Here is a 21,969-nt window from a genome sequence, read left to right as displayed (position 1 = left end):
GCGCGCGGCACATTTACGAGCACACCACCTACCCCGCCCGCGCCGCGCGCCGCAACGCCTGGGGCGGCTGGCCGAACGCGCGGATGAAGGCGCGCCGCATCCGTTCGGGGTCGCGGAATCCGGTCGCCTCCGCAACGAGCTCGATCGCCTCGCGCGAGGATTGCACGCGCTCGCGCGCGACCTCGATCCGCAGCCGCTCGATCGCCTTCGACGGCGTCGTGCCGGTCTCGGCGGCAAAGGCGCGGGCAAAGTGCCGCGCACTCATGCCGGCGCGATCGGCGAGCTCTTCCACCGTGAGCGGCGCGTCGAGATTTTCGCGGGCCCAGGACAACAGCGCACCGAACCGGCCGTTCGGCGCCTTCAACTCCAGCAGCGATGAGAATTGCGACTGGCCGCCGCTGCGGCGATGATAGAGCACGAGCTGGCGCGCGGCCGCCTGCGCGATCTCCTCGCCATGGTCCTCCGTGACCATCGCCAGCGCGAGGTCGATGCCCGCCGTGATGCCTGCCGACGTCCACACATTGCCGTCGCGGGTAAAGATCTGGTCCGGCTCGAACTTCACCTTGGGATAGCGCGCGACGAAATCGCGTGTGCGGCCCCAATGCGTGGTGGCGCGGCGTCCGTCGAGCAGACCCGCTTCGGCGAGTACATAGGCGCCCGAGCAGACGCTGGCGACCCGAACGCCGCGCCGCGCCAGCCGCTGCACGAAGGCACGCGTGACCTCGCAGCGCGCGGCATCCGCCACACCCGCACCGCCCGCGATGACGAGTGTCGTGATGGCGTTCGCCGATTTGAAATCACGCGCCATCATCTCGACGCCCGAGGAGCTGCGCACCGGCCCCGCATTCATCGCCAGCACCCGCAGCGCAAGCGGCTTGCCGGCGCAGCGTGCTGCGACCTCGAACACCGAGATCGGGCCCGCCGCATCGAGCAACTGGAAATCCGGGAAGATCAGAATGCCGATCATGGTTATGTCCGAAATTGAGGGAATTATGCCATTTTGGACAGAAGGGCATCATGCCAGTGTGCCCGCGTCAAGCCCATGATTGGAGGATCTCCCAATGTCGTCCCCGCTCCAGATCGGACTTCTGGTGTTTCCGCGCGTCACCCAGCTCGACTTCACCGGCCCCTTGCAGGTGTTCTCCGCCGTTCCCGGCGCCAAGCTGCATCTGATCTGGAAGCGGATCGAGCCGGTGCCGAGCGATTCCGTGCTGACATTGACGCCCACCACGACATTCGCCGACTGCCCGCAGCTCGACGTGATCTGCGTGCCCGGCGGCGGCGGCACCAACGATCTGCTCAATGACGAAGAGGTGCTGGATTTCCTGCGCAGGCAGGCCGAAGGCGCCAGGTACGTCACCTCGGTCTGCACGGGGGCGCTGGTGCTCGGCGCCGCCGGCCTGCTCAAGGGCTACCGCGCCGCCACCCATTGGAGCGCGATGGAGATGCTCGGCCAGTTCGGCGCAACGCCGACCAAGACGCGCGTCTGCATCGACCGCAACCGCGTCACCGGCGGCGGCGTCACCGCCGGGATCGATTTCGCGCTGACGCTGGTGTCGATCCTGGTCGACCGCACCACGGCGGAAGCGATCCAGCTCCAGATCGAATACAACCCCGCCCCGCCGTTCACGTCCGGCTCGCCCGACACCGCGCCCGCCGAGGTGCTGGCCCTGCTGAGAGAGCGCGGCGCCGCAAATCAGGCCCGCCGCCTCGAGGCGGTCAAACGCGCGGCTGAACGGGTCATCTGATTCCACGCAATCAGTCTCGTGTCCCGGACGCGCAACTCATCCCAACAGAAAAAGGCCGCTCGGTTTCCCAAGCGGCCTTTCCTGTCTTACGGCGGCTGCACATTTCATCGGGCGATTTCGGAACTTCCAGACCGGGGGCCTATCTCCCGATCGAGTCCTGGTCGGCGGCCGCTGCATTTCGGGACAGTCGCGAACTGTTGCCCGAACCGAACGCGATGGTCTCCCATCTCCGTAAGATGGGACCATTGAGCCGCATCGCCGGCGCGAACACAACGGCCGCGCAGCCGGCATCCCCGCTGTTCCCGTTGTCCACAGCGGGATCAGCCGGATGCGCCTGCATCCAATCCGAAGATGTCGATTCGACGAAGGCTGGAAGCCTAGCCGGGGGTCCAGGGCTGATAGTCGCCGGTCGCCTTCGGCCGCTTGCCGCCGGCGAGCGTCGAGCCCGAGGGGCGGTAGGCGTTGGCCGTGCCCGTGAGATTCGGCTGGTGCGGCTTTTCCCACTCGCGCGGCTGGTAGTTGTCCTGCGTCGGCGGCACGTCGACGACGTGATGGATCCAGCCGTGCCAGGACGGCGGGATCCGGCTCGCTTCCGCATAGCCGTTATAGATCACCCAGCGCCGCTCGAAGCCGAGCGTCGGGTCGATCGCCCCGCCGCGGGTGCGATAATAGAGATTGCCCTGCTCGTCCTGACCGACCAGTTCGCCGTATCGCTTGGTCCAGAGCTGGGTGCCAAACGTCTGGCCACTCCACCAGGTGAAAAACTTGAGGAAGAACTGTTTCATGCGGCAAGGGCCCTGCTTCGTCGGGTCCTGATGCCATCCGGTCACGGAAATGTCCAGTTCGGCGGCTGCGGCCGTGCCCCACGCGAACGTCGGAGCGCGGCAGCGCCGCCGCAAAGCTGACGCGATCCGTTCATGCCGGGTACAGCGACCGCGTGAAAATCTCCCCTTCACACGCGCACACCCGCGTGAATCCAGGAACCTCCGCCCTTTCAAGGGGTTTGCTCCCTGGAAAAGGAGTTTGAACATGAACAGTCTGAGAGTTCTAGGCGCGGCGGCAGCCCTGGCGCTGGTCCTTCCGATGGCGACACCGAGCTTCGCGCAGGGCCGTGGCGGTGGCCATTTCGGCGGCGGGGGCGGTGCTCACTTCGGCGGTGGCGGCGGCGCTCACTTCGGCGGCGGGGGCGGCGGCGCCCGAATGGGCGGGGGCGGCTTCAGCGCCGGTCCACGGATCGGCGGTGGCGGCGGCAATTTTGCGGCTGGTGCAGTGGCGCGTCCCGGCCTCGGCACTGCTCCGTCGTTCAGCGGTGGCGGTGGCCGCAACTTCGCAGCCGCCGGCAGCAACTGGCAGGGCGGTGGCGGCAATTGGAACGGCGGCTGGCGTCATCATCATCGCGGCGGGTTCTGGCCCGGTTTCGCGGCAGGTGCTGCTATCGGCGGCCTCGGCTCATACGCCTATTATGGCGGCGGGTATTACAACGATCCCTACTACTACGGCGACGACAGCTACTACGACGAGCCGTCGGTGGCGGTCGTTCCCGACAGCGGCGGCGATTCCGCGGGCTACTGCGCGCAGCGCTACCGCTCCTACGACCCGGCGTCGGGCACCTATCTCGGTTATGACGGCCTGCGTCATCCCTGCCCGTAAGCGCAACTACAATGCTTGACAGAAACGGCGTCGCAGTGATGCGGCGCCGTTTTCGCGTGTGCTCCGCTTTCACCAGTTGCGCGTGCACCTGTTCCCGCGACGATATGTACAAGTCGACGCAAACGGACCTTTATTCACCGCACCGTGCATATCTACCCTGATCCAATCCAAAATTGACCCGACCCACGATTCGCGGATATCACCAATGCGGGGACTTCGATCTACTGGGAAAGGTCATGCCGCGTATTCTCGTGGTAGATGACGATCCGATGGTCGGCGCGACCATCGAGGTCCTTCTCCAACGTCAGGGCTTCGACGTTACGCTGGCCGACGGCGGTGAAGCGGGACTGGCTGCGCTGGAAGCGCAGACGTATCACGTGATGCTGGTCGACATCTTCATGCCGCATATGCGCGGCTTCGAATCCATCCGCATCTTTCACGAGCGCGCGCCGGCGATCCCGCTGATCGCGATGTCCGGTTACGCCTTTGCATCGTCGGCCTCGCCCTCTCCCGATTTCCTCCGCATGGCGCTGGAGCTCGGCGCAACGCGTTGCCTGCGCAAGCCGTTCACGCCGGAAGCGCTGCTGACGACAATCCGGGAATGTCTCGCGGGCGAGAGCGCACAGCCGAAGGACAAGAAAGAAGCCCCTTGATTCCAACGCAGCGCGTCATTCTCGGTGCTGGACTTGCAATCCTCCTGATCATCACCGCCGCCTCGATCGGCCTCGACGTCAAGTCGCGGTCCGACTCGGCGTGGGTCAGCCGTACCGTCCAGGTCCAGAAGAAGATCTCCGATCTGCGCGTCCTGATGCGCCGCGCCGAGAGCGCCGCGCGCGGCTACGAGATCTATCGCAGCCCGGCCTTCAGCGACGAATTCCAGGCGGTGCATGCCCAGATCGCGCCGGCACTCGCCGACCTCAAGCGCGGCGTGGGCGACAACCCCGATCAGGTCACGCTGCTGGAGGGCACCGAGCCGCTGGCGCTGCGCCGGGTCGAGATCGCTGCCGAGGCGATGCGCCTGCGCGCCATGAATGACCAGGCCGGCATTGCCGCGCTCAACGGCAAGGCCGAGGGCCGCGGCCTGATGGACACGGTGATGGGCAATCTCGACCGTCTGAGCGCAGAGCAAGAACGATTGCTCGCCGCGCGCTCCCAGGATTCGCGTCGCACCGGCATCGTGCTGCTCGGCATCGATGTCGCCGGCGCGCTCGTGATCCTGCTGCTGGTGGTGATGGTGATGCGCGAGAGCCGGCGCACCGAGGGCGCGCTCAAGAGCACGCTGCTGGAGACCACCGCCGCCAAGGAGCAACTCGAGGCGGCGGTGGCCGAACGCACCGAACATCTGGTCACCGCGCATGACGAGCTCCGCCTGTCCGTCAACGTGCTCCAGAGCACTTTTCGCAGCATGGCGGAGGCGGTGCTGGTCATCGACGTCGACAGCAACGTTCTTCTGTCCAATCCGGCCGCGGAGCGCATGCTGCTGCACCGCACCGGCATGAACCTGAGCAGTCTGCGGGTGCTGTCGGACGTCTTTCATGGCGACGGCGTCACACCGATGAAGGCCGAGGAGCTGCCTTCCGTGCGTGTGCTGCACGGCGAGGAGTTCGAAGACCTGGAGATGATCGTCCGCCCCCACAGCGGCAATCAGGTGCGCCACCTCATGATCAGCGGCCGTCCGATGCGGGACGGACAAGGCGAAATCTCGGGCGCCGTGCTGGTCTATCACGATGCGACCACCTCGCGCGAGACCGAGCGGCAATTGCAGCAGTCGCAGAAGCTGGATGCGATCGGCAAGCTGACCGGCGGTGTCGCGCACGACTTCAACAACATGCTGACGGTGATCTCGGGAAATACCGAGACGCTGGTGGCGAGCCTGAAGGAGCAGCCCCAGCTCCAGCGCGTGGCGCGCCTGATCGACGATGCCGCCGAGCGCTGCGCCGAGCTGATCCAGCACCTGCTCGCCTTCGCACGCCGGCAGCCGCTCCAGCCGCGCAACGTCGAGATCAACGCCGCGATCACGGACATCGCAAAACTCCTGCGCCCCACCCTCGGCGAGCAGATCCAGATCGAGACCGTGCTGGAACAGGGGCCGATGACCGCGCACATCGATCCGTCCCGGCTCACCAATGCCGTGCTCAACATGGCGATCAACGCCCGCGACGCCATGCCGAACGGCGGCAAGCTGCTGCTGGAGACCCACCGCGTCGTGCTCGACGAGGCCTATGCGCAGGCCAATGCGGACGTGGTGCCCGGCCCCTACGTCATGCTCGCGGTCAGCGACACCGGCACCGGCATGCCGCTGGACATCCAGGAGAAGGCGTTCGAGCCGTTCTTCACCACCAAGGAGGTCGGCAAGGGAAGTGGCCTCGGCCTCTCCATGGTCTACGGCTTCGTCAAGCAGTCCGGCGGCAACATCAAGATCTACAGCGAGGAAGGCCACGGCACCACGATCAAGCTCTATCTGCCGCCGGGCGAAGGCATGGCGGAAGTGGCCGCGACCGTCGCGCCTCAGGCCGAAGGCGGCGCCGAGATCATTTTCGTGGTCGAGGACGATCCGCTGGTGCGCAACTTCGTCACCGCGCAATTGCAGAGCCTCGGCTACCAGACGGTTGCCGCGCCCGACAGCCGCGCCGCGCTGCTATTGATCGAGGCCGGGCAGGCCTTCGATCTCCTCTTCACCGACGTCGTCATCCCCGGCGGCATGAGCGGGCGCGAGCTCGCCGAGGAAGTGGCCAGGCGGCGGCCGGGCCTGAAGGTGCTCTACACCTCCGGCTACACCGACAACGCCATCGTCCACCACGGCAAGCTCGACGACGGCGTGCTGCTGCTGACAAAACCCTACCGCCGCAACCAGCTCGCCGAGATGATCCGGAAGGCGCTGGTCGGCGGCGGGATGGCGGGCTAAAGCGTTTTCAAGCGAAGTGGATACCGGTTCGCGTAAAGAAAACGCGTCAAACAAGAATCTAGCGCGTCGCCAGCACCACGGCTGCGAGCGTGAAGACCAGCGCCGCGATCTGCCCCGGCCCGAGCGGCTCGTGCAGCGCGATCGCCGAGGCCACGACGCCGATGACCGGCACGGCCATGGTCCCGATCGCGGCAACCGAGGCCGGCAGGCGGGCCAGCGCGGCGAACCAGCTCACATAGGCGATGCAGAACTGCACCACGGTCGAATAGACCAGGAGCCACCAGCCGACCGGCGTCACCAGCTCCAGATGCGAGGTCTCGATCAGCAGACCGACGATCGAGATCGGCAGGCAGCCGATCCCGATCTGCCAGGCCGCGGCCGTGATCGGCGGCAGGCGGATCGGGTACTTTTTCGAGAACACGGTGCCCAGGGCAAAGCCGAGCGCGCCGAACAGCGCCATGATGATGCCTGGCAGCTTCGCCGTGCTGGCGGCAATGCCGTTGCCGCCCATGATCGAGGCGAGGCCCACGAAGGCCATCACCAGCCCCAGCGTGCGCAGAACGGTCGGCCGCTCGCCCAGCACCGGCCAGGCGATGATCGAGGCCCAGACCGGCATGGTGTAGGCGATCAGCGCGGCCTCGCTGGCGGGCAGCCAGAGCAGCGCCAGGCCCATCAGCACCATCCAGCCGGTGACGTTGAGGACGGCGGCGGTCAGCAGCCGCGGCCAGATCTCGCGCGGCACCTTCAGGCTGTCGCCGCGGACCAGGGCAAGGGCGGCTAGCAGACCAGCCCCGAGCACGCCGGTCACCCCGCGCAAGGTCAGCGGCGGCAGCTCGGCGAGCAGGAATTTCGTCACCGGCCAGTTGAAGCCCCAGCCGATCGAGGTGATGGCAAGGAACATCAGGCCGGCCGGGGCGATGCGCGGTCGCAGCACCGGCCGAGTCGAATCAAGCATGTGGGGTACCCGGCAAAATCGAGGTCAGCTTGGCGCGGATTCGCGCCCCCCACCACCACCTCGGCGGGCATGCCTGCCCTCACCTTCCGTAAGGCTACGTGAGTCCTGCTGGCGCAACCCCGCCGGCCAAAAATATACCTGCCCTGTGAAGAGCGGGGTGAAGGGTTCCGATCACCACCGGACACAAATTTTTTCAGTTGGGAATCCCTGAGGACTCACTGATACTTGCCTCCACAACAGGCGCGGGCTTGCCCCCTGTTATCCCCCGCAATCCACCATATTTAGTATTTGATTCAGGAACTCGCACTAGTTCTTGACGGGCGCAACGGAGAGTCCTAGCTTTCGGTCCGTTCGGCGCGAGTGAGTTTGCGTCCCGCCGGCACTCCCCCAAAGGGTCTCGCAAATCGTCACTCCGCCAAGCCAGCCAAAGGCAGCGGGATGAGGGCTTGTCTGCCCGCGGTAAGCGGACTTTTCGGGCGCCAGAACGGGCCGGCAACAGGCTCGGATGGCATCGATAGAAGTTGTGACGTTGTGGGGCGTTGAACGCATGTCGCGCGCATCCCGTTGGGGCGGATGAGCGTGGACATGCCGGCGGGTGATCGATGCACGCATCGAGAAGCCGCGCCGGGAGAAACTGGGCCGGATCCACCGGCTGAACTGCGAAGCCTTAAGGCCGGACGGCCCGGGAGGAATCGCGAAGCGAAATGTCGACCCGGCTGCCTGAACGGAGGCGGTTCGGTCAAAGATAAGGACGGGGCAAGACCATGCGGATTGAGCGGCGGCACACCACCACGGGACAGTCACCTTACGCCGGGATCGATTTCCGGCTGACCACGTCGGAGATTCGCAATCCCGACGGCTCGGTCGTGTTCAAGCTTGATAATGTCGAGGTGCCGACCGAGTGGTCGCAGGTCGCCTCCGACGTCCTCGCCCAGAAGTATTTCCGCAAGGCCGGCGTTGCCGCGCGCCTGAAGAAGGTCGAGGAGGAATCCGTCCCCTCCTTCCTGTGGCGCTCCGTGCCCGACACGGAAGCTCTTAGCCAGCTGCCCGAGAAGGAGCGCTATGTCAGCGAGCTCAGCGCCAAGCAGGTGTTCGACCGCCTCGCTGGCTGCTGGACCTATTGGGGCTGGAAGGGCGGCTATTTCACCAACGACGAGGACGCCCAGGCCTTCTACGACGAGCTCCGCTACATGCTCGCCATGCAGATGGTCGCGCCGAACTCGCCGCAATGGTTCAACACCGGCCTGCACTGGGCCTATGGCATCGACGGTCCCGGCCAGGGCCACTATTACGTCGACCCCTTCACCGGCAAGCTGACCAAGTCCAAATCGGCCTACGAGCATCCGCAGCCGCACGCCTGCTTCATCCAGGGCGTCGGTGACGACCTCGTCAACGAGGGCGGCATCATGGACCTCTGGGTCCGCGAGGCGCGCCTGTTCAAATACGGCTCCGGCACCGGCTCCAACTTCTCGCGCCTGCGCGGCGAAGGCGAGAAGCTCTCCGGCGGCGGCCGCTCGTCCGGCCTGATGAGCTTCCTCAAGATCGGCGACCGCGCCGCCGGCGCGATCAAGTCGGGCGGCACGACGCGCCGCGCGGCCAAGATGGTCGTGGTCGACGTCGATCACCCCGACATCGAGACCTATATCGACTGGAAGGTGAAGGAGGAGCAGAAGGTCGCAGCTCTCGTCACCGGCTCCAAGATCAACCAGAAGCACCTCAAGGCGGTGCTCAAGGCCTGCGTGAACTGCGAAGGTTCGGGCGACGACTGCTTCGACCCTGAGAAGAACCCTGCCCTGCGCCGGGAAATCAAGCTGGCTCGTCGCTCGCTGGTGCCCGACAACTACATCAAGCGCGTCATCCAGTTCGCCAAGCAGGGCTACAAGGACATCCAGTTCGACGTCTACGACACCGACTGGGATTCGGAAGCCTATCTCACCGTCTCCGGCCAGAACTCCAACAACTCGGTCTCGCTCAAGGACGACTTCCTGCGGGCCGTGGAAACGGACGGCGACTGGAATCTGAACGCCCGCACCTCCAAGAAGGTGACGAAGACGCTGAAGGCGCGCGACCTCTGGGAGAAGATCGGCTACGCCGCCTGGGCGTCGGCCGACCCCGGCCTGCACTTCAACACCACCATGAACGACTGGCACACCTGCAAGGCGTCCGGCGACATCCGCGCCTCCAATCCGTGCTCGGAATACATGTTCCTGGACGACACGGCGTGCAACCTCGCCTCCGCCAACCTGCTGACGTTCTACGACGTCGCCACCAAGCACTTCGACGTCGAGGGCTACGAGCATCTCTGCCGGCTCTGGACCGTCGTGCTCGAAATCTCCGTGATGATGGCGCAGTTCCCGTCGAAGGCGATCGCCGAGCTCTCCTACGAGTTCCGCACGCTCGGCCTCGGCTACGCCAACATCGGCGGCCTGCTCATGACCATGGGCCTGCCCTATGACAGCAAGGAAGGCCGTGCGCTCTGCGGCGCGCTGACCGCTGTCATGACCGGCATCACCTACAAGACCTCGGCGGAGATCGCCGCCGAGCTCGGCACCTTCCCCGGCTACAAGAAGAACGCCGCGCACATGCTGCGCGTGATCCGCAACCACCGCCGCGCCGCCCACGGCCAGTCCAACGGCTACGAGGCGCTCAGCGTCAACCCGGTGCCGCTCGACCTCGTCGCCTGCCCGCAGGCCGACCTCGTCAGCCACGCGCAGGCGGCCTGGGATGCGGCGCTCGAGCTCGGCGAGAAGCACGGCTATCGCAACGCCCAGACCACGGTCATCGCGCCGACCGGCACGATCGGCCTCGTCATGGATTGCGACACCACCGGCATCGAGCCCGACTTCGCGCTGGTGAAGTTCAAGAAGCTCGCCGGCGGCGGCTACTTCAAGATCATCAACCGCGCGGTCCCCGCGGCGCTGCGCGCGCTCGGCTATCGCGAGAGCGAGATCGCGGAGATGGAAGCCTACGCCGTCGGCCACGGCTCGCTGTCGAACGCGCCGGGCATCAACGCCTCGACGCTGAAGGCCAAGGGCTTCACCGATGAAGCCATCGCCAAAGTCGAGAAGGCCCTGCCGACCGCCTTCGACATCAAGTTCGCCTTCAACAAGTGGACCGTTGGCGAAGACTTCATCCGCGACCAGCTCGGCATCGGCGCCGAGGCGATCGCGGCCCCCGGCTTCGACCTGCTCCAGGCCGTCGGCTTCACCAAGCGCGAGATCGAGGCGGCCAACGTCCACATCTGCGGCGCGATGACGGTGGAAGGTGCCCCGCACCTCAAGGCCGAGCACTATCCGGTGTTCGACTGCGCCAACCCCTGCGGCAAGATCGGCAAGCGTTACCTGTCGGTCGAGAGCCACATCCGCATGATGGCAGCCGCCCAGCCCTTCATCTCGGGCGCGATCTCCAAGACCATCAACATGCCGAACGACGCCACGGTGGAGGACTGCAAGTCCGCCTACATGCTGTCGTGGAAGCTCGCGCTGAAGGCCAACGCGCTCTATCGCGACGGCTCCAAGCTCAGCCAGCCGCTCAACTCGCAGCTCATCGCCGACGATGAGGACGAGGACGATGCGGTGGAGACGCTCTACGACAAGCCGATGGCGGCGCGCACCGCCCAGGTCTCGGAAAAGATCGTCGAGAAGCTGGTCGAGCGCATCATCGTGATGCGCGAGCGCGAGAAGATGCCGGATCGCCGCAAGGGCTACACCCAGAAGGCGGTCGTCGGCGGGCATAAGGTCTATCTCCGTACCGGCGAGTATGACGACGGCCGTCTCGGCGAGATCTTCATCGACATGCACAAGGAAGGCGCGGCGCTCCGCTCCTTCATCAACAACTTCGCCATCGCGGTGTCGCTGGGTCTCCAGTACGGCGTGCCGCTCGACGAATATGTCGACGCCTTCACCTTCACCCGCTTCGAGCCGGCGGGCCCCGTGCAGGGCAACGACAGCATCAAGTACGCGACCTCGATCCTCGACTACGTCTTCCGCGAGCTGGCGGTGAGCTACATGTCGCGCTTCGATCTCGCCCATGTCGACCCGACCGAGTCGAACTTCGACGCGCTCGGCAAGGGCGTAGAGGAAGGCAAGGAGCCGGACGAGGGCCACCACGCCTCCAAGCTCGTGTCGCGCGGCCTCACCCGCTCCCGCACCGACAACCTCGTCGTGATGCGCGGCGGCTCCGCCGCGGTCGCGCAAGGCAACGACAGCGCGCCATCAGGCGGCAGCAAGGTCACGGCGCTGGCCTCCCACGGCGCGAGCGCCCGGGTCGGCGACGTCCTGGAAGGCGCGGTCGCGCTGAAGCAGGAAGTGAGCCACGACCTCTCTCCGACGGAGAAGCTCGAAGCCCTCCAGTGGAGCAAGTCCGGCACCGCGCAGACCCTGGTGCCCTCCAAGGCCGAGCGCCGCGCGGAAGCCAAGGCCAAGGGCTACGAAGGCGAGATGTGCTCGGAGTGCGGCAACTTCACGCTGGTGCGGAATGGCACCTGCATGAAGTGCGATACTTGCGGAAGCACGACGGGGTGTTCGTGAGGGGGTAGAACGTCTCGAGGATCGTTAGATCCAGACATATGCAAAGGGCGGCCGAAAGGCCGCCCTTCTCATTTCAGCAACCTCATCCGCTTAATGCGTCGGATCGCTCTTGCGCTGACTCGCGTTTTGCCCGCTCCATCTGCGTGAGGTTCCCGCAAGCGTAGCCCGGATGCCCCACAACCTCCATCCGGGCCACTCGCTCCTCACCGCTCATCATTGGCCACCGCATTGCGGCGTGCCCGTCTCGCAGCTCGCCTCGCCGCCTTCCTCGCAACCCAGCACGCGCGAAACTGCTTTGCGGCACGAAAGGTTCGTGGTGCCACGACCTGAAATGCCATTGAGGCTATTCCGGCGACCATTCCTTTCACCACGTCGAAAGCGAAATCGGGTCCAAAATACTCCCACATGACCCTGCCTCCTTCTCGCGAAGGCTCCGCCGGGCGGAATGGGCAGATTGCGAACATGAAAAAGCCCCGTCCGTCACCGGCGGGGCCTCGGGAAAATCTCTGTGCGCCTTGTTCAGCGCACGCGAAATCTCTCGGTACACCCGCTCATGGTGGACTCGATGAACCAGCTGCAAAGCATGGCCGTGCGATAAAAAACGCCCATAGCGATCACCCAGAAATTTCGAAGAACGAAGGCGCCAGATGCGCAAGGCCAAACGCGCGCACGAGGGGCCGGTTGGCGGCAGATAAACAGACTGGACGGCCGCCGTCTGTGGAGCAATTCACAATTGCGGTATGACTTTTTTCGATGGGTTTCGCTACGCTCTACCCATCCTACGTGATCCAAATTACGGTGACAGTGCACTAAATTCACTCGCTCCGTCCCGCCGATCTGCGGCTTCGGCTCGCGCTTGGTGGGCGGCGTCAATTAAGTGTATTGTCGCCGTAATCGCAGATTGGTTCCGGCTTCGATGCTCATCAATGCTCTACCGCCGAAATAGCCTTTGCGGTCGAGCTCTTCCCTCCTAAACTCCCAACCCACCGGCATGGGTTCCGACGGGCCCGGTAGAAGCGGAGTCGAGTTATGCCCAAACCGGAGAGCTTCCCGATCGAGAAGATCTTCGTTCCCACGAAGCAGAAGAAAGCTATCAAGCCCGAGATCGTCGGGGAGATCGCGGAAAGTATTCTGGACATCGGACAACAGGCCCCCATTTCCGTTCGGCTCGACGGAGACCGCCTCGTTCTGGTCGAGGGACTGCATCGGCTCGAAGCCTGCAAGGCGCTCGGTGAGACAACCATTATCGGTGTCCTGGTCCCGGCCGAGCTTGCTCAACACAAGCCGCTGCTGTCCGAAGGACCCGGAGTCGAGGCAGAGCGCATCAAGATGGCGCGATTGAAAAAGCTGCGCCTCGAGAAGGAAGCCGCAGAGACATCGACTGCTGCCTTGAAGAGCGTCAACGAAACGGAAGCACCGCGCGCCAGTCCGGCGAAAGGCGTCCGCGGCAATCCGAAGGCATCACTGGGCCGGACTCCGAAATCGACACCGAAAACATTGTCGGATTGGATCACGCAGCAAAAGGGCAACGGCGGCCGCTATTGATTGTCGGCTCCAGAATGTCTGCGACTACGGTGACGGTGCACTTAACCGGCCCACCAACTTAGATTGAATGCACTGTCACCGCCACCAAGCCCGGCTCAACCGGTTACTCGGTGACCGCTGCGCCAAGACCGGCTAGTAGCAAGGGGGGTAAGGTTCGTAGCCGCAGCGGCGATAGCCTCCGTAGGCTCCGTAAGCCCCGTAAGCAGCAGCACCAACCGCAGCAGCTCCGACGCCCACGGCAACTCCACGGCGCACGGCTGCACCACGATAGACGCCACCGCGATAGACACCGCCGTGATAGACACCAGCGCGACCAACCCCAACGCCTCTTCGATACGCGAAGGCGTCGGTCGAAACAGTCACGATGCAGGCGGTGCCAATGATGACGGATGCGGTAAGCGAAACGATGGTTCGGCGCGACATGACCACACTCCCTCCTGGACTGGAACGGTTCGTCAGCGTAAGTCGCCAATGAATGGGTTTGTTGATTTAGAACAATGCGGGCCGCGATCTGGCTGCCGAGGTCATGACGGGACAGTGAAGCTGTCACGCTTACCTTCATCGGCATCAGCGAGAACCACACCGATTTCGGCTATGTACCTGACTTGCGCGACGCAAGGCTCAACCCGTCCTACCCGCTCCCCACAAGACCCATGCCAAGAAAGAGCAAGAGCCTCCTCCCTCGCCTTCGCAACGTCCGACGGGCCGCACGGTGGGTGCGCAAGACGTTCGCGCGCGCACCGCGGGCGGTTCGCATCGCAAGCAGCGCGGCGATCCTGCTTGCCGCCCTCGCGCTTCTGAACATCGCCTATCACGTCATCCGCAAGCCGACCGAGCTGTTCGTCCTCGTCGGCAATTCCCTCGACAAGGAGCCGGCCGAGACCTGGCGGCAATACGCCCCCCTCTTCCGCGCCTTTTCCACCGCGACGATCACGCCCGAATTGCTGGCCGCGCTGGCGCAGGTCGAGAGTTCTGGCAATCCGGTGGCGCGCACTTACTGGCGCTGGCGATTGAGCCTCAATCCACTCGCGATCTACCGGCCCGCCTCCAGCGCCGTCGGCCTCTTCCAGATGACCGATCCGGCCCTGGCTGAAGCCGCGCGGTTCTGTGTCCACGGCAACGCGGTCACGGAGACCGGCTGCGGGTCTACGTCCTTCTACATCCGCGCGATCCCGAGCCACGCCATCGAGCTGGCATCGGTGTACCTGGACCGCCAGGTGGCCATGGTGCTCAGTCTCGCGGGCGATGTGAAGGCAAGTCGCGAGCAGAAGCAGGATCTGGCTGCCTTCATCCATCTCTGCGGCGCAGGTCCCGCCACGGCCTATGCGCGCCGCAAGTTTCAGATGATCGCTGGCGAGCGCTGCGGCGATCACCTTGTCGCGGGCTATGTCGCGAGGGTCAACGCAATGAAGCGGCAGTTTCTGCGGCTGGCGGCGGATGGCGACGGTTAGTCCGTAGACGGTTAGTCCGTAGGATGGGTAGAGCCCTTGCGAAACCCATCATTCCGCGACGGCTATTGATGGGTTTCGCTTCGCTCTACCCATCCTACGAACTGCGAACTATTCACCACCAGTACGGCCACCGCCACCCCTCATAGCGAACATACGACGACACCATCGGCGGGCCGTAGGGATCGACCCGGTCGTCTTCAGGGCGATAACGATAGCGGGGAATGACATTGTAATCCCACGGCGTTGGCCTCAGCACGGGCGCCGTGACGATGAGCCTCTCTTGCGGTGCACGGACGACTTGCGCCTTCCGCGCCCGGGCTTCAGCACCCGATATCCCGAGATTGCACAGCACCAGCGCCGTTCCAAGAGCGCACGCGACGGTCATTTTCTTCATGCGTTGGCCTCCTTGCGACGAGAGTGCAAAAGGACTCAAGGCAAGGCAAGCGAATTCGACTTGCATGAATGACGCTCTCGGCCCTGGCGGCCCTCGGCTGCCGCTCACAACACCTGAACAGGCGGGTTCGCAAGCTGCGGCGCCTGACAGGTTGCGAAACAAGCCGCGTCCACCGCTCGCCCGACCAGCGAAGCCGGACTTGTCTTGCCGACGCCCGGCTCGGCGAGCGAAGCCGGACCTGTCCCACCATAGCTCAGCGAGCGAAGGCGGAAGCGATACCCATCATTCGGCATGACGGGTTTCGCCGGGGGGCCCAACCTGTCCCACGTTCGACGTGCCGTTGGGTCCCGTCAGTGCCTGGACTTCAGTCCCCTCTGGACTTCAGTACGCTCGCTTTGTGCTCGTGCCGGTGGTCGGCCGCGTGCTCGCGCCGGTCGTTTGGCCTGGAGCGGCGTTCGTCGCGGCGGGGCTGGTGGTCTTCGAGGCCTTCGCGTGGCGCATCGCGTGACGCTTCTTATGTCCGGGAGCGTAGCTGGAAGCGCCCGGCTCGCCTGTCTTGGACCCCATTTGCTGCATCTCCTGACCTGGCGCCTTGCTCGACACACCCTGAGCAAACACGGCTGGCGCCGTCGCCACGAGAGCGGCAGCAGAGAGCGCAATGATCTTTGCTTTCATGTCGTCCTCCTCTCAACATGCCCTCCCAATGCAACGAAATGAACCAGCGCCCGTTCCCCTGAACGGTTGTTCATCGTGACAACAGCCCTGCTCAACCCATCGCTTTCGCCGCCGCAACGGGACGATGGGTCTTTCGAAGCGGATCATGCCGCGAGACAAAACCGGATCACGAGGATTCGATCAGCATCGGTGAACCGAGCTCTTCGAAATGAAAGAGCTGAAAGACCCGCTGGCCGTTGAAGTCGAGCACTCTCAAATCATCGGTCTCGTGCAGATTGCTTTCGACCGCGTGAAAGTGCCCGCCGTAGCGCTCCCTGGCGAGCGACAAGGGAACCTCGAACGCGACGAACTTGCCAATACCTTTTTGCCTGAGCACCCCAAGGAGCTTTTGGTCGTTCAGGGATTGGTGCGAGGTGAGAATGAGCAGCGGACCGCTCGCGGTGAGCAGCAGAAGCGATTTCATCGGATCCTCCTTTGCGCCCCGCCCTACCTGATCTTCGCCAGGCACTCCTTCAGGCGCTCCAGCTCCGTCCGAACTTGTGCCTCCATGGCGTCTTGCAATGCGAGTATGCCCCTGCTGGACAGTTCTGCAGAGGCCTTTTTGTCCAGATTCTGCTTCCAATCCCGGATGCCCTGCCTGGTCGCCCTTTGCGCCTCCGACGTCGTCTTGACGTACTCCTTCATGCAGGCGTCGGCCATCGCGCATGTCTGGCACTCCTGGGCGGCGGCCGGACTTGAAAGAAGCAGGGCGAGTATCGCGGTGGGGACCCTCATGGCGCTTCCTCCCCCGACAGCATAGCACGTCGCAGGGAATCCCGGGGGAGCACGGCTGTTTCAGCAACCGTGGCCCGCCATAATTTCTCCTTCGCACGCGCGTTGTGTTGGACAAATGTGAGGCCTATCCTTCCGACGATCGGACTGCCGCACTCCCATGAACGCCCGACCGGATGGAGCGCGCATCGATGCCTGAAGCGAACGACCCCAAACCTGATGTCCAGAAGCCCGATGCCCACAAGCCGGGCGAGGTGCGCGCCGATGGCGGACTGGCGCGGGCCTACGACCAGATCAAGAGTGCCAATGAAGACCTTGCGCGGCTGGACCGGCTGGTTTCCGGAATGGAACACGGCGGCGAGGCCCTGCGGACCTCGCAAGCCAGCGCCGGTACGACAGCAGCCGAGCCCCCTAAGGACAAGGCGCCGGATCGCAACGTTCGCGATCAAGGCCTGAAAGGAGATCGGACCATGCTGCGCGCTTTGGTTGGCCTCGTGCTGGCGATCGGCATTCTCGGTGCCGCCTTCGCTTCGCAATATCGTGATGAGGCCAGGTCGATCAGCAAGTCGATCATGGCGCGATGGGCTCCGCCGGCCAGTCAGCCCCGGCAAACGGCCGCGGTTGAAACTCCGGCGCGGCCGACGGCACTGCACCTGGCGGCGGCGGATGAACCCAGTCCGGTGCCCGCACCGCCGCCCGGCAAGGAAACGCAAAGCGCTGCTCCAACGCCTGGCGCTCCAACACCTGGCGTTCCGAGTCCTGGCGCCACACCGCCTGACCAGTCATCGTCCGATCTTGCGCAATCGCTCAAGACCATCACGAGCGAGCTTGCGAGCATCAACGGAAAGCTCGAGCAACTGAAAAGCCGCAACGAGCAGACGCTGCGCGAGCAGGCCGACACCATTCAACGGCTCAAGGCGGCTCAGGAGAAGGATGCGGCGGACAATGCGCGCCTCGCCGCGCAGGTCCAGGCGCTACAAACGCAACTGATGGCTTCGTCCACGCCTGCAGCCGCGAAACCCGTCGTGCGGAGCGTGGTGAACAACGATACGGCCGCGCCTGCACGGCCGCACGTGCAGGCGGCCGCACCTCGGCGGCCCAGGCCGCCGCCGCGCGGCCCCTGGATGCCGCCGCCCTATATGGCCGACCCTTACGGCGATCCGGATTGGTAGGCCGTTAGCGAGCTCGCAGGACGGGCGAGCGCAGGCGCTCGACCCATCCTGCGAACGACGCTCTACGCCCGCCTCACCGGACCTCGCACACCGACACCTTGGACGCGATCCCGGTCAGCTCGCGCTCTGGCATTGCGAGCTCCTCATCCGGATCGGGGGCCTCGCCGACCGAGACGTCCTTCATCCTGCGCTTGACCTCTTCGCAGGTCCTGCGGACGTCTTCCGTGAACAGCGCGCATTCCTCGATGCGCCTGAAGATCTTCCGCCCCTCTTCACGATACCCCGCCGCCGTCTCGCGCATGAAGGCAATGGCATCGTGGACCTGGGCTGTCAGCGCCTCGCATTTTTGCGCGGCGTCGATCAGCTCGGCGCCCATGGCCTCGATCTCCTTTGCAGCGGACTCGTAGTCGCGAACCACCGCCTCTGCACTGAGCGCGCCGACCCGCGTGACCCCCTCGGTGTGCTCGACGTAATCAGGAAGAGCAATTGAAGCGATCGAGCTTCCCGCGCGGACCGATGCAATGTCCGCCTCGAGTTGGACCAGGTTCACCCCGTCCCGTCTGCGCAATTGTTCAACACTTGCCATGATCAGTCCCTCCCAATACATGACCCCGAACCCCAAACGGCGATCAGTGTATTCCGTGGGTAAGCGGCCTCCTAACCCGATCTGCCGTTGACAGCCTCAGCTCTGCCATTTTTTCCCAATTGCGGGCGCGGCACGCAGCGATAATCGATGTCATCGGCGCTCAACCTGTCCTAGTTGCGGTTCGCGCGGCGGGCTCGTGGACGCGTGGTGGTTCGCGGCGGGCTGCGAGCCCTCAGCCGCCGCACCTGCCCACCGTGCCATCATACCCCTGTCTTGCCCGACGGGTCAAATTCACTTCGGCATTTCAGAACCATTGAAATCGCTGGCAATTTCTACTGTGCATGGGGTTGTTTTCAACATTTTTGCCGGGAGCGCGCTCAATCGCCTCTCAGGCTCAGAATGTAGCTCGACAGCGCCTCGGCCTGCTCCGGCGAGATCACCAGATTGGGCATGTTCTGGTGGCTGGTCCGCCAGAACACCTTGAGCGACAGCGCGGTCGTTCCTTTCCGGTCGGCGATGGCCTGGAAGCTCGGAGCCAGGTCGAAGAATCCGGCCATGTGCGGCTCCACGGCGTGGCACGTCTGGCACCACGCCTGCGCCAGGCGATGTCCTTCCTCTGCCGTGCGTGAGGAAGGCCTCGATGCCCCCGCGGCCGTGTGGACGACGCTGAACAGAAACAGCAACGACAACAGGATCAGGAGGCCGAGACCGATATAGATTCGAACGCTGCGCGACATGGTTTCACCTCGCCATTGCTGCGTAACTCGAAGCGTAGGTCGGTGCGAGCAGACCAGGTTGACCTGCATCAAGAGAGCGGATCCCGGCAGGGCAACTCCCTCAGCACGCCACAAGGTCGGTGTGGCCAAATCCCTTGGAATAGTCGAGCAGCGAGATCACCGTCGGCGTCAGCGCGATCAGGCGAACCTCGGACGGTTTCGGCACGGCGAGGCCGGTGGCCTTCTGTTCCGGATAGCGTGCCATCAGCAGGCCGATCGCCTTCTCGGCTTCGGCCGGATCGGTCAGGATTCGGGCCCGCGCCGCCATGGACACGCCGGTGATCTCCATCACCTGCGCCGGGTCGTCATCGATCGCAAGCGAGACCCGATCGTCCCGCGACAGGTTTTGCGCCTTCTGGCTGTCGATGCCGCACAGGAAATAGATGGTGAAGCCTTCGTTCGCGTAGCCGACGGTGGTCACCTGCGGCCAGCCGTCCGGCCGCAGCGTCGCGATCCGCATGGTGCGGTGCTGGTCCAGCAAGGTCTGGATTTTTCGTCTGATCAGATCGTCCATCGCGCCCTCCGCAGATCTTCCTCGAGAAGGATAGTGAGCGGCTCGCGCAATGGGGTTGATGCACCTCAAGTCACGGCGGCCGGCATTGACGGAATCATGGTCTCACAGGATGGGTGACGCGATGCCCATCGCGAAGATGACGGACATCGCATACGCTTGCGCCCATTCCACGATCGGGGAGATATCACCATGAACGGCAACCGCTATTACGGCGTCCGCGTCGAGGGCGCGAAATACGGCGTCGGCTTCGGCTCGGCGCTCGCCATCGCGATCTCTTACACCAACAACCATTCGATCTTGTGGGCAATCATCCACGGCATCCTGGGCTGGCTCTACGTCATCTTCGTCGCGCTGTTTCGGTGACATCGCACCGGTAGGCAGCCGCCTGCCCGCGCACGCCCCAGCTTTCCCTTGCATTCTCCGGTTCCGCCCCTACGGTGCGCCGCGCAACGCCACCCGCGACGAGACCTGCCATGCCCGACGCCATGAAATGCCCGAACTGCCAGTCGGAGCACGCCTATCAGGACCGCGATCTCTGGGTCTGCCCGGAATGCGCCCATGAATGGAGCGCTACGGCCGGCGCTGCGGCGGATGCGCCGCAGGAGGCGGGCGTGCGCGATGCCCATGGCAACGTGCTGACCGATGGCGACAGCGTCATCGTGATGAAGGACCTCAAGGTCAAGGGCTCCTCCTCCGTCGTCAAGGGCGGCACCAAGGTCCGCAACATCCGCCTCCAGGATGCCACCGACGGCCACAACATCGCCTGCAAGATCGACGGCATCGGCGCGATGAATTTGAAGTCGGAGTTCGTGAAGAAGGCCTAGCGCTACGCGCCCAGCAGCGCGTCATATCCCTTCGCGCTGAACGCCAGCAGACAAAACCCGTGCCCGAACGGATCGGCCAGCATCGCGATCCGTCCATACGGCGCATCGCGCGCGGGCGCTTCGAGCACGGCACCGGCGCGCACCGCGCGCGCGACGGCGGCATCGACATCGTCAACGACGACGTCGACATGCAGCGGCGTCCAGTGCCGCTCGTAGCGGCGGCGGTCCTCGCCGGCGCCCAACGTGCCGGCCTGCTTGGTCAGCAGGTACACCGGCGCCGGCCAGCCCAACAGCTCGACGAAGTCGGCGCCGAAGCGGCGGCCGACCGTCAGCCCGAACGCTTCGGTATAGAAATTCGTGGCGGCGGCGACGTCGGGGACGTCGATGTTGAGCAGCAAGGTCATGGCGGGCTCGTCAAGTTACGGCTTGCCCGGGAGCGTAGCCGGGATGGAGCGTCGCGCAATCAGGGATAGTGCCGCACGTCCAGCCCCGGATTTCGCTTGCGCTCCATTCGGCTTACGCAGATGCGTTCACCGCTGCCGTTGCGCCAGATAAAACCCGCACAGCACCGTCACGAGGCCCGCAGTCTGCAACATCGTCGGCGGCTCGCCGAGCAGGAGCCAGCCGGTGAGCAGCGTCAGCGCCGGCACGCAGGCCGGGAACACCGCCGCGCGGGCGACGCCGAGCCGCTGGACCGAGACGGCGAAAAGATAGAGCGCAGCCGGCCCCGCGAGCACGCCCTGCGCCAGCGCCTGGATCGCATTCTCCGTCACGCCGATCGCAGCGACGCGGGCGGGCCCGCCGGTCAGGGGATAGGCCGGCAGCAGGAGCAGCGACAGCACGTTGATGACGAGTGCCGCCGAGACGGCGGAGACGCGCCAGTGGCGCAGCAGCGCGCCAAAGCCCGCGAACATCAATCCGGTCAGCACGAAGATCAGATCGCCCTGCACGCCGTCGGCGCCGATATGGCCGATCGATTCGGCGCCGATCACGCCGAGGCCGCCGACGATGACGATGGCACCGGCAAGGCGCGAGGCGGAGATCTTCTCTTTGAGGAACATGGCGGCGAGCAGCAGGCCGCCGAGCGTCGCGGAGGACGGCTGGATCACGCTGCCATGGCCGAGCGGCACGAACAGGAAGCCGGTGTAGGAGATCAGCGACATCACGGGGCCGCCAAGCACCATCAGCGCAAGGCCCCTGCCCCAGCCGATACCGCAGAGATCGGAGATCCCGGCGCGGGCTACCAGCGGCAGGAACACGATGCCCGACCAGACGTAGCGATGCACCAGCAGATCGACCGGCGTGAAGCCGACCTTCAGCCCGTGCCGCGTGCCGGCAAAGCCGAGCGCCCAGAACAGCGCCGCCGACAGGCCGCAGACGACGCCGAGAAGCGCCGGCGCCGCGTCGTTCTTCTGAATGAGAGCGTCAGCGCCGCTCGTCCGCTGATCCATCGGCAAGCCTTATGTCAGCGCGC

The 21,969-nt window shown here is 64.8% G+C and carries 22 protein-coding genes; 10 read left to right on the top strand and 12 right to left on the bottom strand.

Translation table 11 applies throughout. From position 1 onward, the window contains the following. Window positions 1–28 precede the first annotated feature (28 nt). Window positions 29–967, bottom strand: coding sequence for a GlxA family transcriptional regulator (locus WN73_RS37870; protein WP_011087054.1), 939 nt, complete (start codon window positions 965–967; stop codon window positions 29–31). A gap of 94 nt (window positions 968–1,061) precedes the next feature. Here WN73_RS37870 and WN73_RS37865 point away from each other — a divergent pair, with 94 nt between their 5' ends. Next, window positions 1,062–1,748 (top strand): DJ-1/PfpI family protein, encoded by a 687-nt coding sequence (locus WN73_RS37865; protein ID WP_011087053.1) that lies wholly within the window; start codon window positions 1,062–1,064, stop codon window positions 1,746–1,748. Window positions 1,749–2,125: 377 nt separating this feature from the next. On the opposite strand, the gene WN73_RS37860 is transcribed toward WN73_RS37865, so the two are convergent. Beyond that, window positions 2,126–2,533, bottom strand: coding sequence for an NADH:ubiquinone oxidoreductase subunit NDUFA12 (locus WN73_RS37860; RefSeq protein ID WP_011087052.1), 408 nt, complete (start codon window positions 2,531–2,533; stop codon window positions 2,126–2,128). A 244-nt stretch (window positions 2,534–2,777) separates the two neighbouring features. Here WN73_RS37860 and WN73_RS37855 point away from each other — a divergent pair, with 244 nt between their 5' ends. The 3 genes from WN73_RS37855 to WN73_RS37845 all read left to right on the top strand — a co-directional run bounded on the left by WN73_RS37855 (window position 2,778) and on the right by WN73_RS37845 (window position 6,303). Then, a complete protein-coding gene (locus WN73_RS37855; RefSeq protein ID WP_028171220.1) occupies window positions 2,778–3,398 on the top strand; it encodes a BA14K family protein in 621 nt (206 codons plus the stop codon). A gap of 236 nt (window positions 3,399–3,634) precedes the next feature. Continuing rightward, entirely contained in the window at window positions 3,635–4,051 is a 417-nt protein-coding gene (locus WN73_RS37850) for a response regulator (RefSeq protein WP_011087050.1), read from the top strand. Then, window positions 4,048–6,303, top strand: a complete 2,256-nt coding sequence (locus tag WN73_RS37845) for a CHASE3 domain-containing protein (protein ID WP_271557275.1) — start codon at window positions 4,048–4,050, stop codon at window positions 6,301–6,303. Before WN73_RS37850 ends, WN73_RS37845 begins: the two co-directional genes overlap by 4 nt. Window positions 6,304–6,361: 58 nt before the next feature. On the opposite strand, the gene WN73_RS37840 is transcribed toward WN73_RS37845, so the two are convergent. Further along, the gene (locus WN73_RS37840; protein ID WP_161535081.1) at window positions 6,362–7,258 is read right to left on the bottom strand and encodes a DMT family transporter; all 897 of its coding nucleotides are present in this window, start codon (window positions 7,256–7,258) and stop codon (window positions 6,362–6,364) included. A 764-nt stretch (window positions 7,259–8,022) separates the two neighbouring features. Between WN73_RS37840 and WN73_RS37835 the strand changes: the two genes are divergently transcribed. The 3 genes from WN73_RS37835 (at window position 8,023) to WN73_RS37825 (ending at window position 14,783) form a co-directional block, all read left to right on the top strand. Further along, window positions 8,023–11,787: a vitamin B12-dependent ribonucleotide reductase gene (locus WN73_RS37835; RefSeq protein WP_271557273.1), complete on the top strand. Its 3,765-nt coding sequence runs from the start codon at window positions 8,023–8,025 to the stop codon at window positions 11,785–11,787. A gap of 1,029 nt (window positions 11,788–12,816) precedes the next feature. Beyond that, window positions 12,817–13,332 (top strand): ParB N-terminal domain-containing protein, encoded by a 516-nt coding sequence (locus tag WN73_RS37830; protein ID WP_271557271.1) that lies wholly within the window; start codon window positions 12,817–12,819, stop codon window positions 13,330–13,332. 653 nt (window positions 13,333–13,985) lie between these two features. Beyond that, window positions 13,986–14,783, top strand: a complete 798-nt coding sequence (locus WN73_RS37825; RefSeq protein ID WP_271557269.1) for a transglycosylase SLT domain-containing protein — start codon at window positions 13,986–13,988, stop codon at window positions 14,781–14,783. A 112-nt stretch (window positions 14,784–14,895) separates the two neighbouring features. On the opposite strand, the gene WN73_RS37820 is transcribed toward WN73_RS37825, so the two are convergent. From WN73_RS37820 to WN73_RS37805, 4 genes are all read right to left on the bottom strand, one after another. Then, window positions 14,896–15,177 (bottom strand): hypothetical protein, encoded by a 282-nt coding sequence (locus tag WN73_RS37820; RefSeq protein WP_028171213.1) that lies wholly within the window; start codon window positions 15,175–15,177, stop codon window positions 14,896–14,898. A 381-nt stretch (window positions 15,178–15,558) separates the two neighbouring features. Then, the gene (locus WN73_RS37815; protein WP_060911814.1) at window positions 15,559–15,852 is read right to left on the bottom strand and encodes a hypothetical protein; all 294 of its coding nucleotides are present in this window, start codon (window positions 15,850–15,852) and stop codon (window positions 15,559–15,561) included. A gap of 166 nt (window positions 15,853–16,018) precedes the next feature. After that, window positions 16,019–16,360: a cytosolic protein gene (locus WN73_RS37810; protein ID WP_246740261.1), complete on the bottom strand. Its 342-nt coding sequence runs from the start codon at window positions 16,358–16,360 to the stop codon at window positions 16,019–16,021. After that, window positions 16,339–16,626 carry a hypothetical protein gene (locus WN73_RS37805; RefSeq protein ID WP_011087017.1) on the bottom strand — a complete coding sequence of 96 codons (288 nt, stop codon included), beginning with the start codon at window positions 16,624–16,626 and terminating at the stop codon, window positions 16,339–16,341. Before WN73_RS37805 ends, WN73_RS37810 begins: the two co-directional genes overlap by 22 nt. A gap of 188 nt (window positions 16,627–16,814) precedes the next feature. Here WN73_RS37805 and WN73_RS37800 point away from each other — a divergent pair, with 188 nt between their 5' ends. Then, window positions 16,815–17,795 carry a hypothetical protein gene (locus WN73_RS37800; protein ID WP_271557263.1) on the top strand — a complete coding sequence of 327 codons (981 nt, stop codon included), beginning with the start codon at window positions 16,815–16,817 and terminating at the stop codon, window positions 17,793–17,795. A 73-nt stretch (window positions 17,796–17,868) separates the two neighbouring features. Here WN73_RS37800 and WN73_RS37795 read toward each other — a convergent pair whose 3' ends face one another. The 3 genes from WN73_RS37795 to WN73_RS37785 form a co-directional block, all read right to left on the bottom strand. Further along, complete coding sequence (locus WN73_RS37795; protein WP_271557261.1) at window positions 17,869–18,381, bottom strand: hypothetical protein; 513 nt, start codon at window positions 18,379–18,381, stop codon at window positions 17,869–17,871. 377 nt (window positions 18,382–18,758) lie between these two features. Then, window positions 18,759–19,118 (bottom strand): cytochrome c, encoded by a 360-nt coding sequence (locus tag WN73_RS37790; RefSeq protein WP_246740263.1) that lies wholly within the window; start codon window positions 19,116–19,118, stop codon window positions 18,759–18,761. A 100-nt stretch (window positions 19,119–19,218) separates the two neighbouring features. Further along, window positions 19,219–19,671: a pyridoxamine 5'-phosphate oxidase family protein gene (locus WN73_RS37785; protein ID WP_011087013.1), complete on the bottom strand. Its 453-nt coding sequence runs from the start codon at window positions 19,669–19,671 to the stop codon at window positions 19,219–19,221. 189 nt (window positions 19,672–19,860) lie between these two features. Between WN73_RS37785 and WN73_RS37780 the strand changes: the two genes are divergently transcribed. Beyond that, entirely contained in the window at window positions 19,861–20,034 is a 174-nt protein-coding gene (locus tag WN73_RS37780; RefSeq protein WP_018644642.1) for a hypothetical protein, read from the top strand. Window positions 20,035–20,144: 110 nt separating this feature from the next. Next, on the top strand, window positions 20,145–20,495 hold the full coding sequence (locus WN73_RS37775; protein ID WP_028171207.1) for a zinc ribbon domain-containing protein YjdM: 351 nt from the start codon (window positions 20,145–20,147) through the stop codon (window positions 20,493–20,495). Window positions 20,496–20,497: 2 nt separating this feature from the next. Here the strand turns inward: WN73_RS37775 and WN73_RS37770 are convergent, their stop codons facing one another. Next, window positions 20,498–20,899, bottom strand: coding sequence for a VOC family protein (locus WN73_RS37770; protein WP_271557258.1), 402 nt, complete (start codon window positions 20,897–20,899; stop codon window positions 20,498–20,500). A 126-nt stretch (window positions 20,900–21,025) separates the two neighbouring features. After that, the gene (locus tag WN73_RS37765) at window positions 21,026–21,946 is read right to left on the bottom strand and encodes a DMT family transporter (RefSeq protein ID WP_271557257.1); all 921 of its coding nucleotides are present in this window, start codon (window positions 21,944–21,946) and stop codon (window positions 21,026–21,028) included. Window positions 21,947–21,969 lie beyond the last annotated feature (23 nt).

Source organism: Bradyrhizobium sp. CCBAU 45394 (genome assembly GCF_028128655.1).
GTDB classification, from domain to species: domain Bacteria; phylum Pseudomonadota; class Alphaproteobacteria; order Rhizobiales; family Xanthobacteraceae; genus Bradyrhizobium; species Bradyrhizobium diazoefficiens.
The sequence above is the reverse complement of the archived record's forward strand: the minus strand, read 5'-3'. Positions and strand labels throughout refer to the sequence as shown.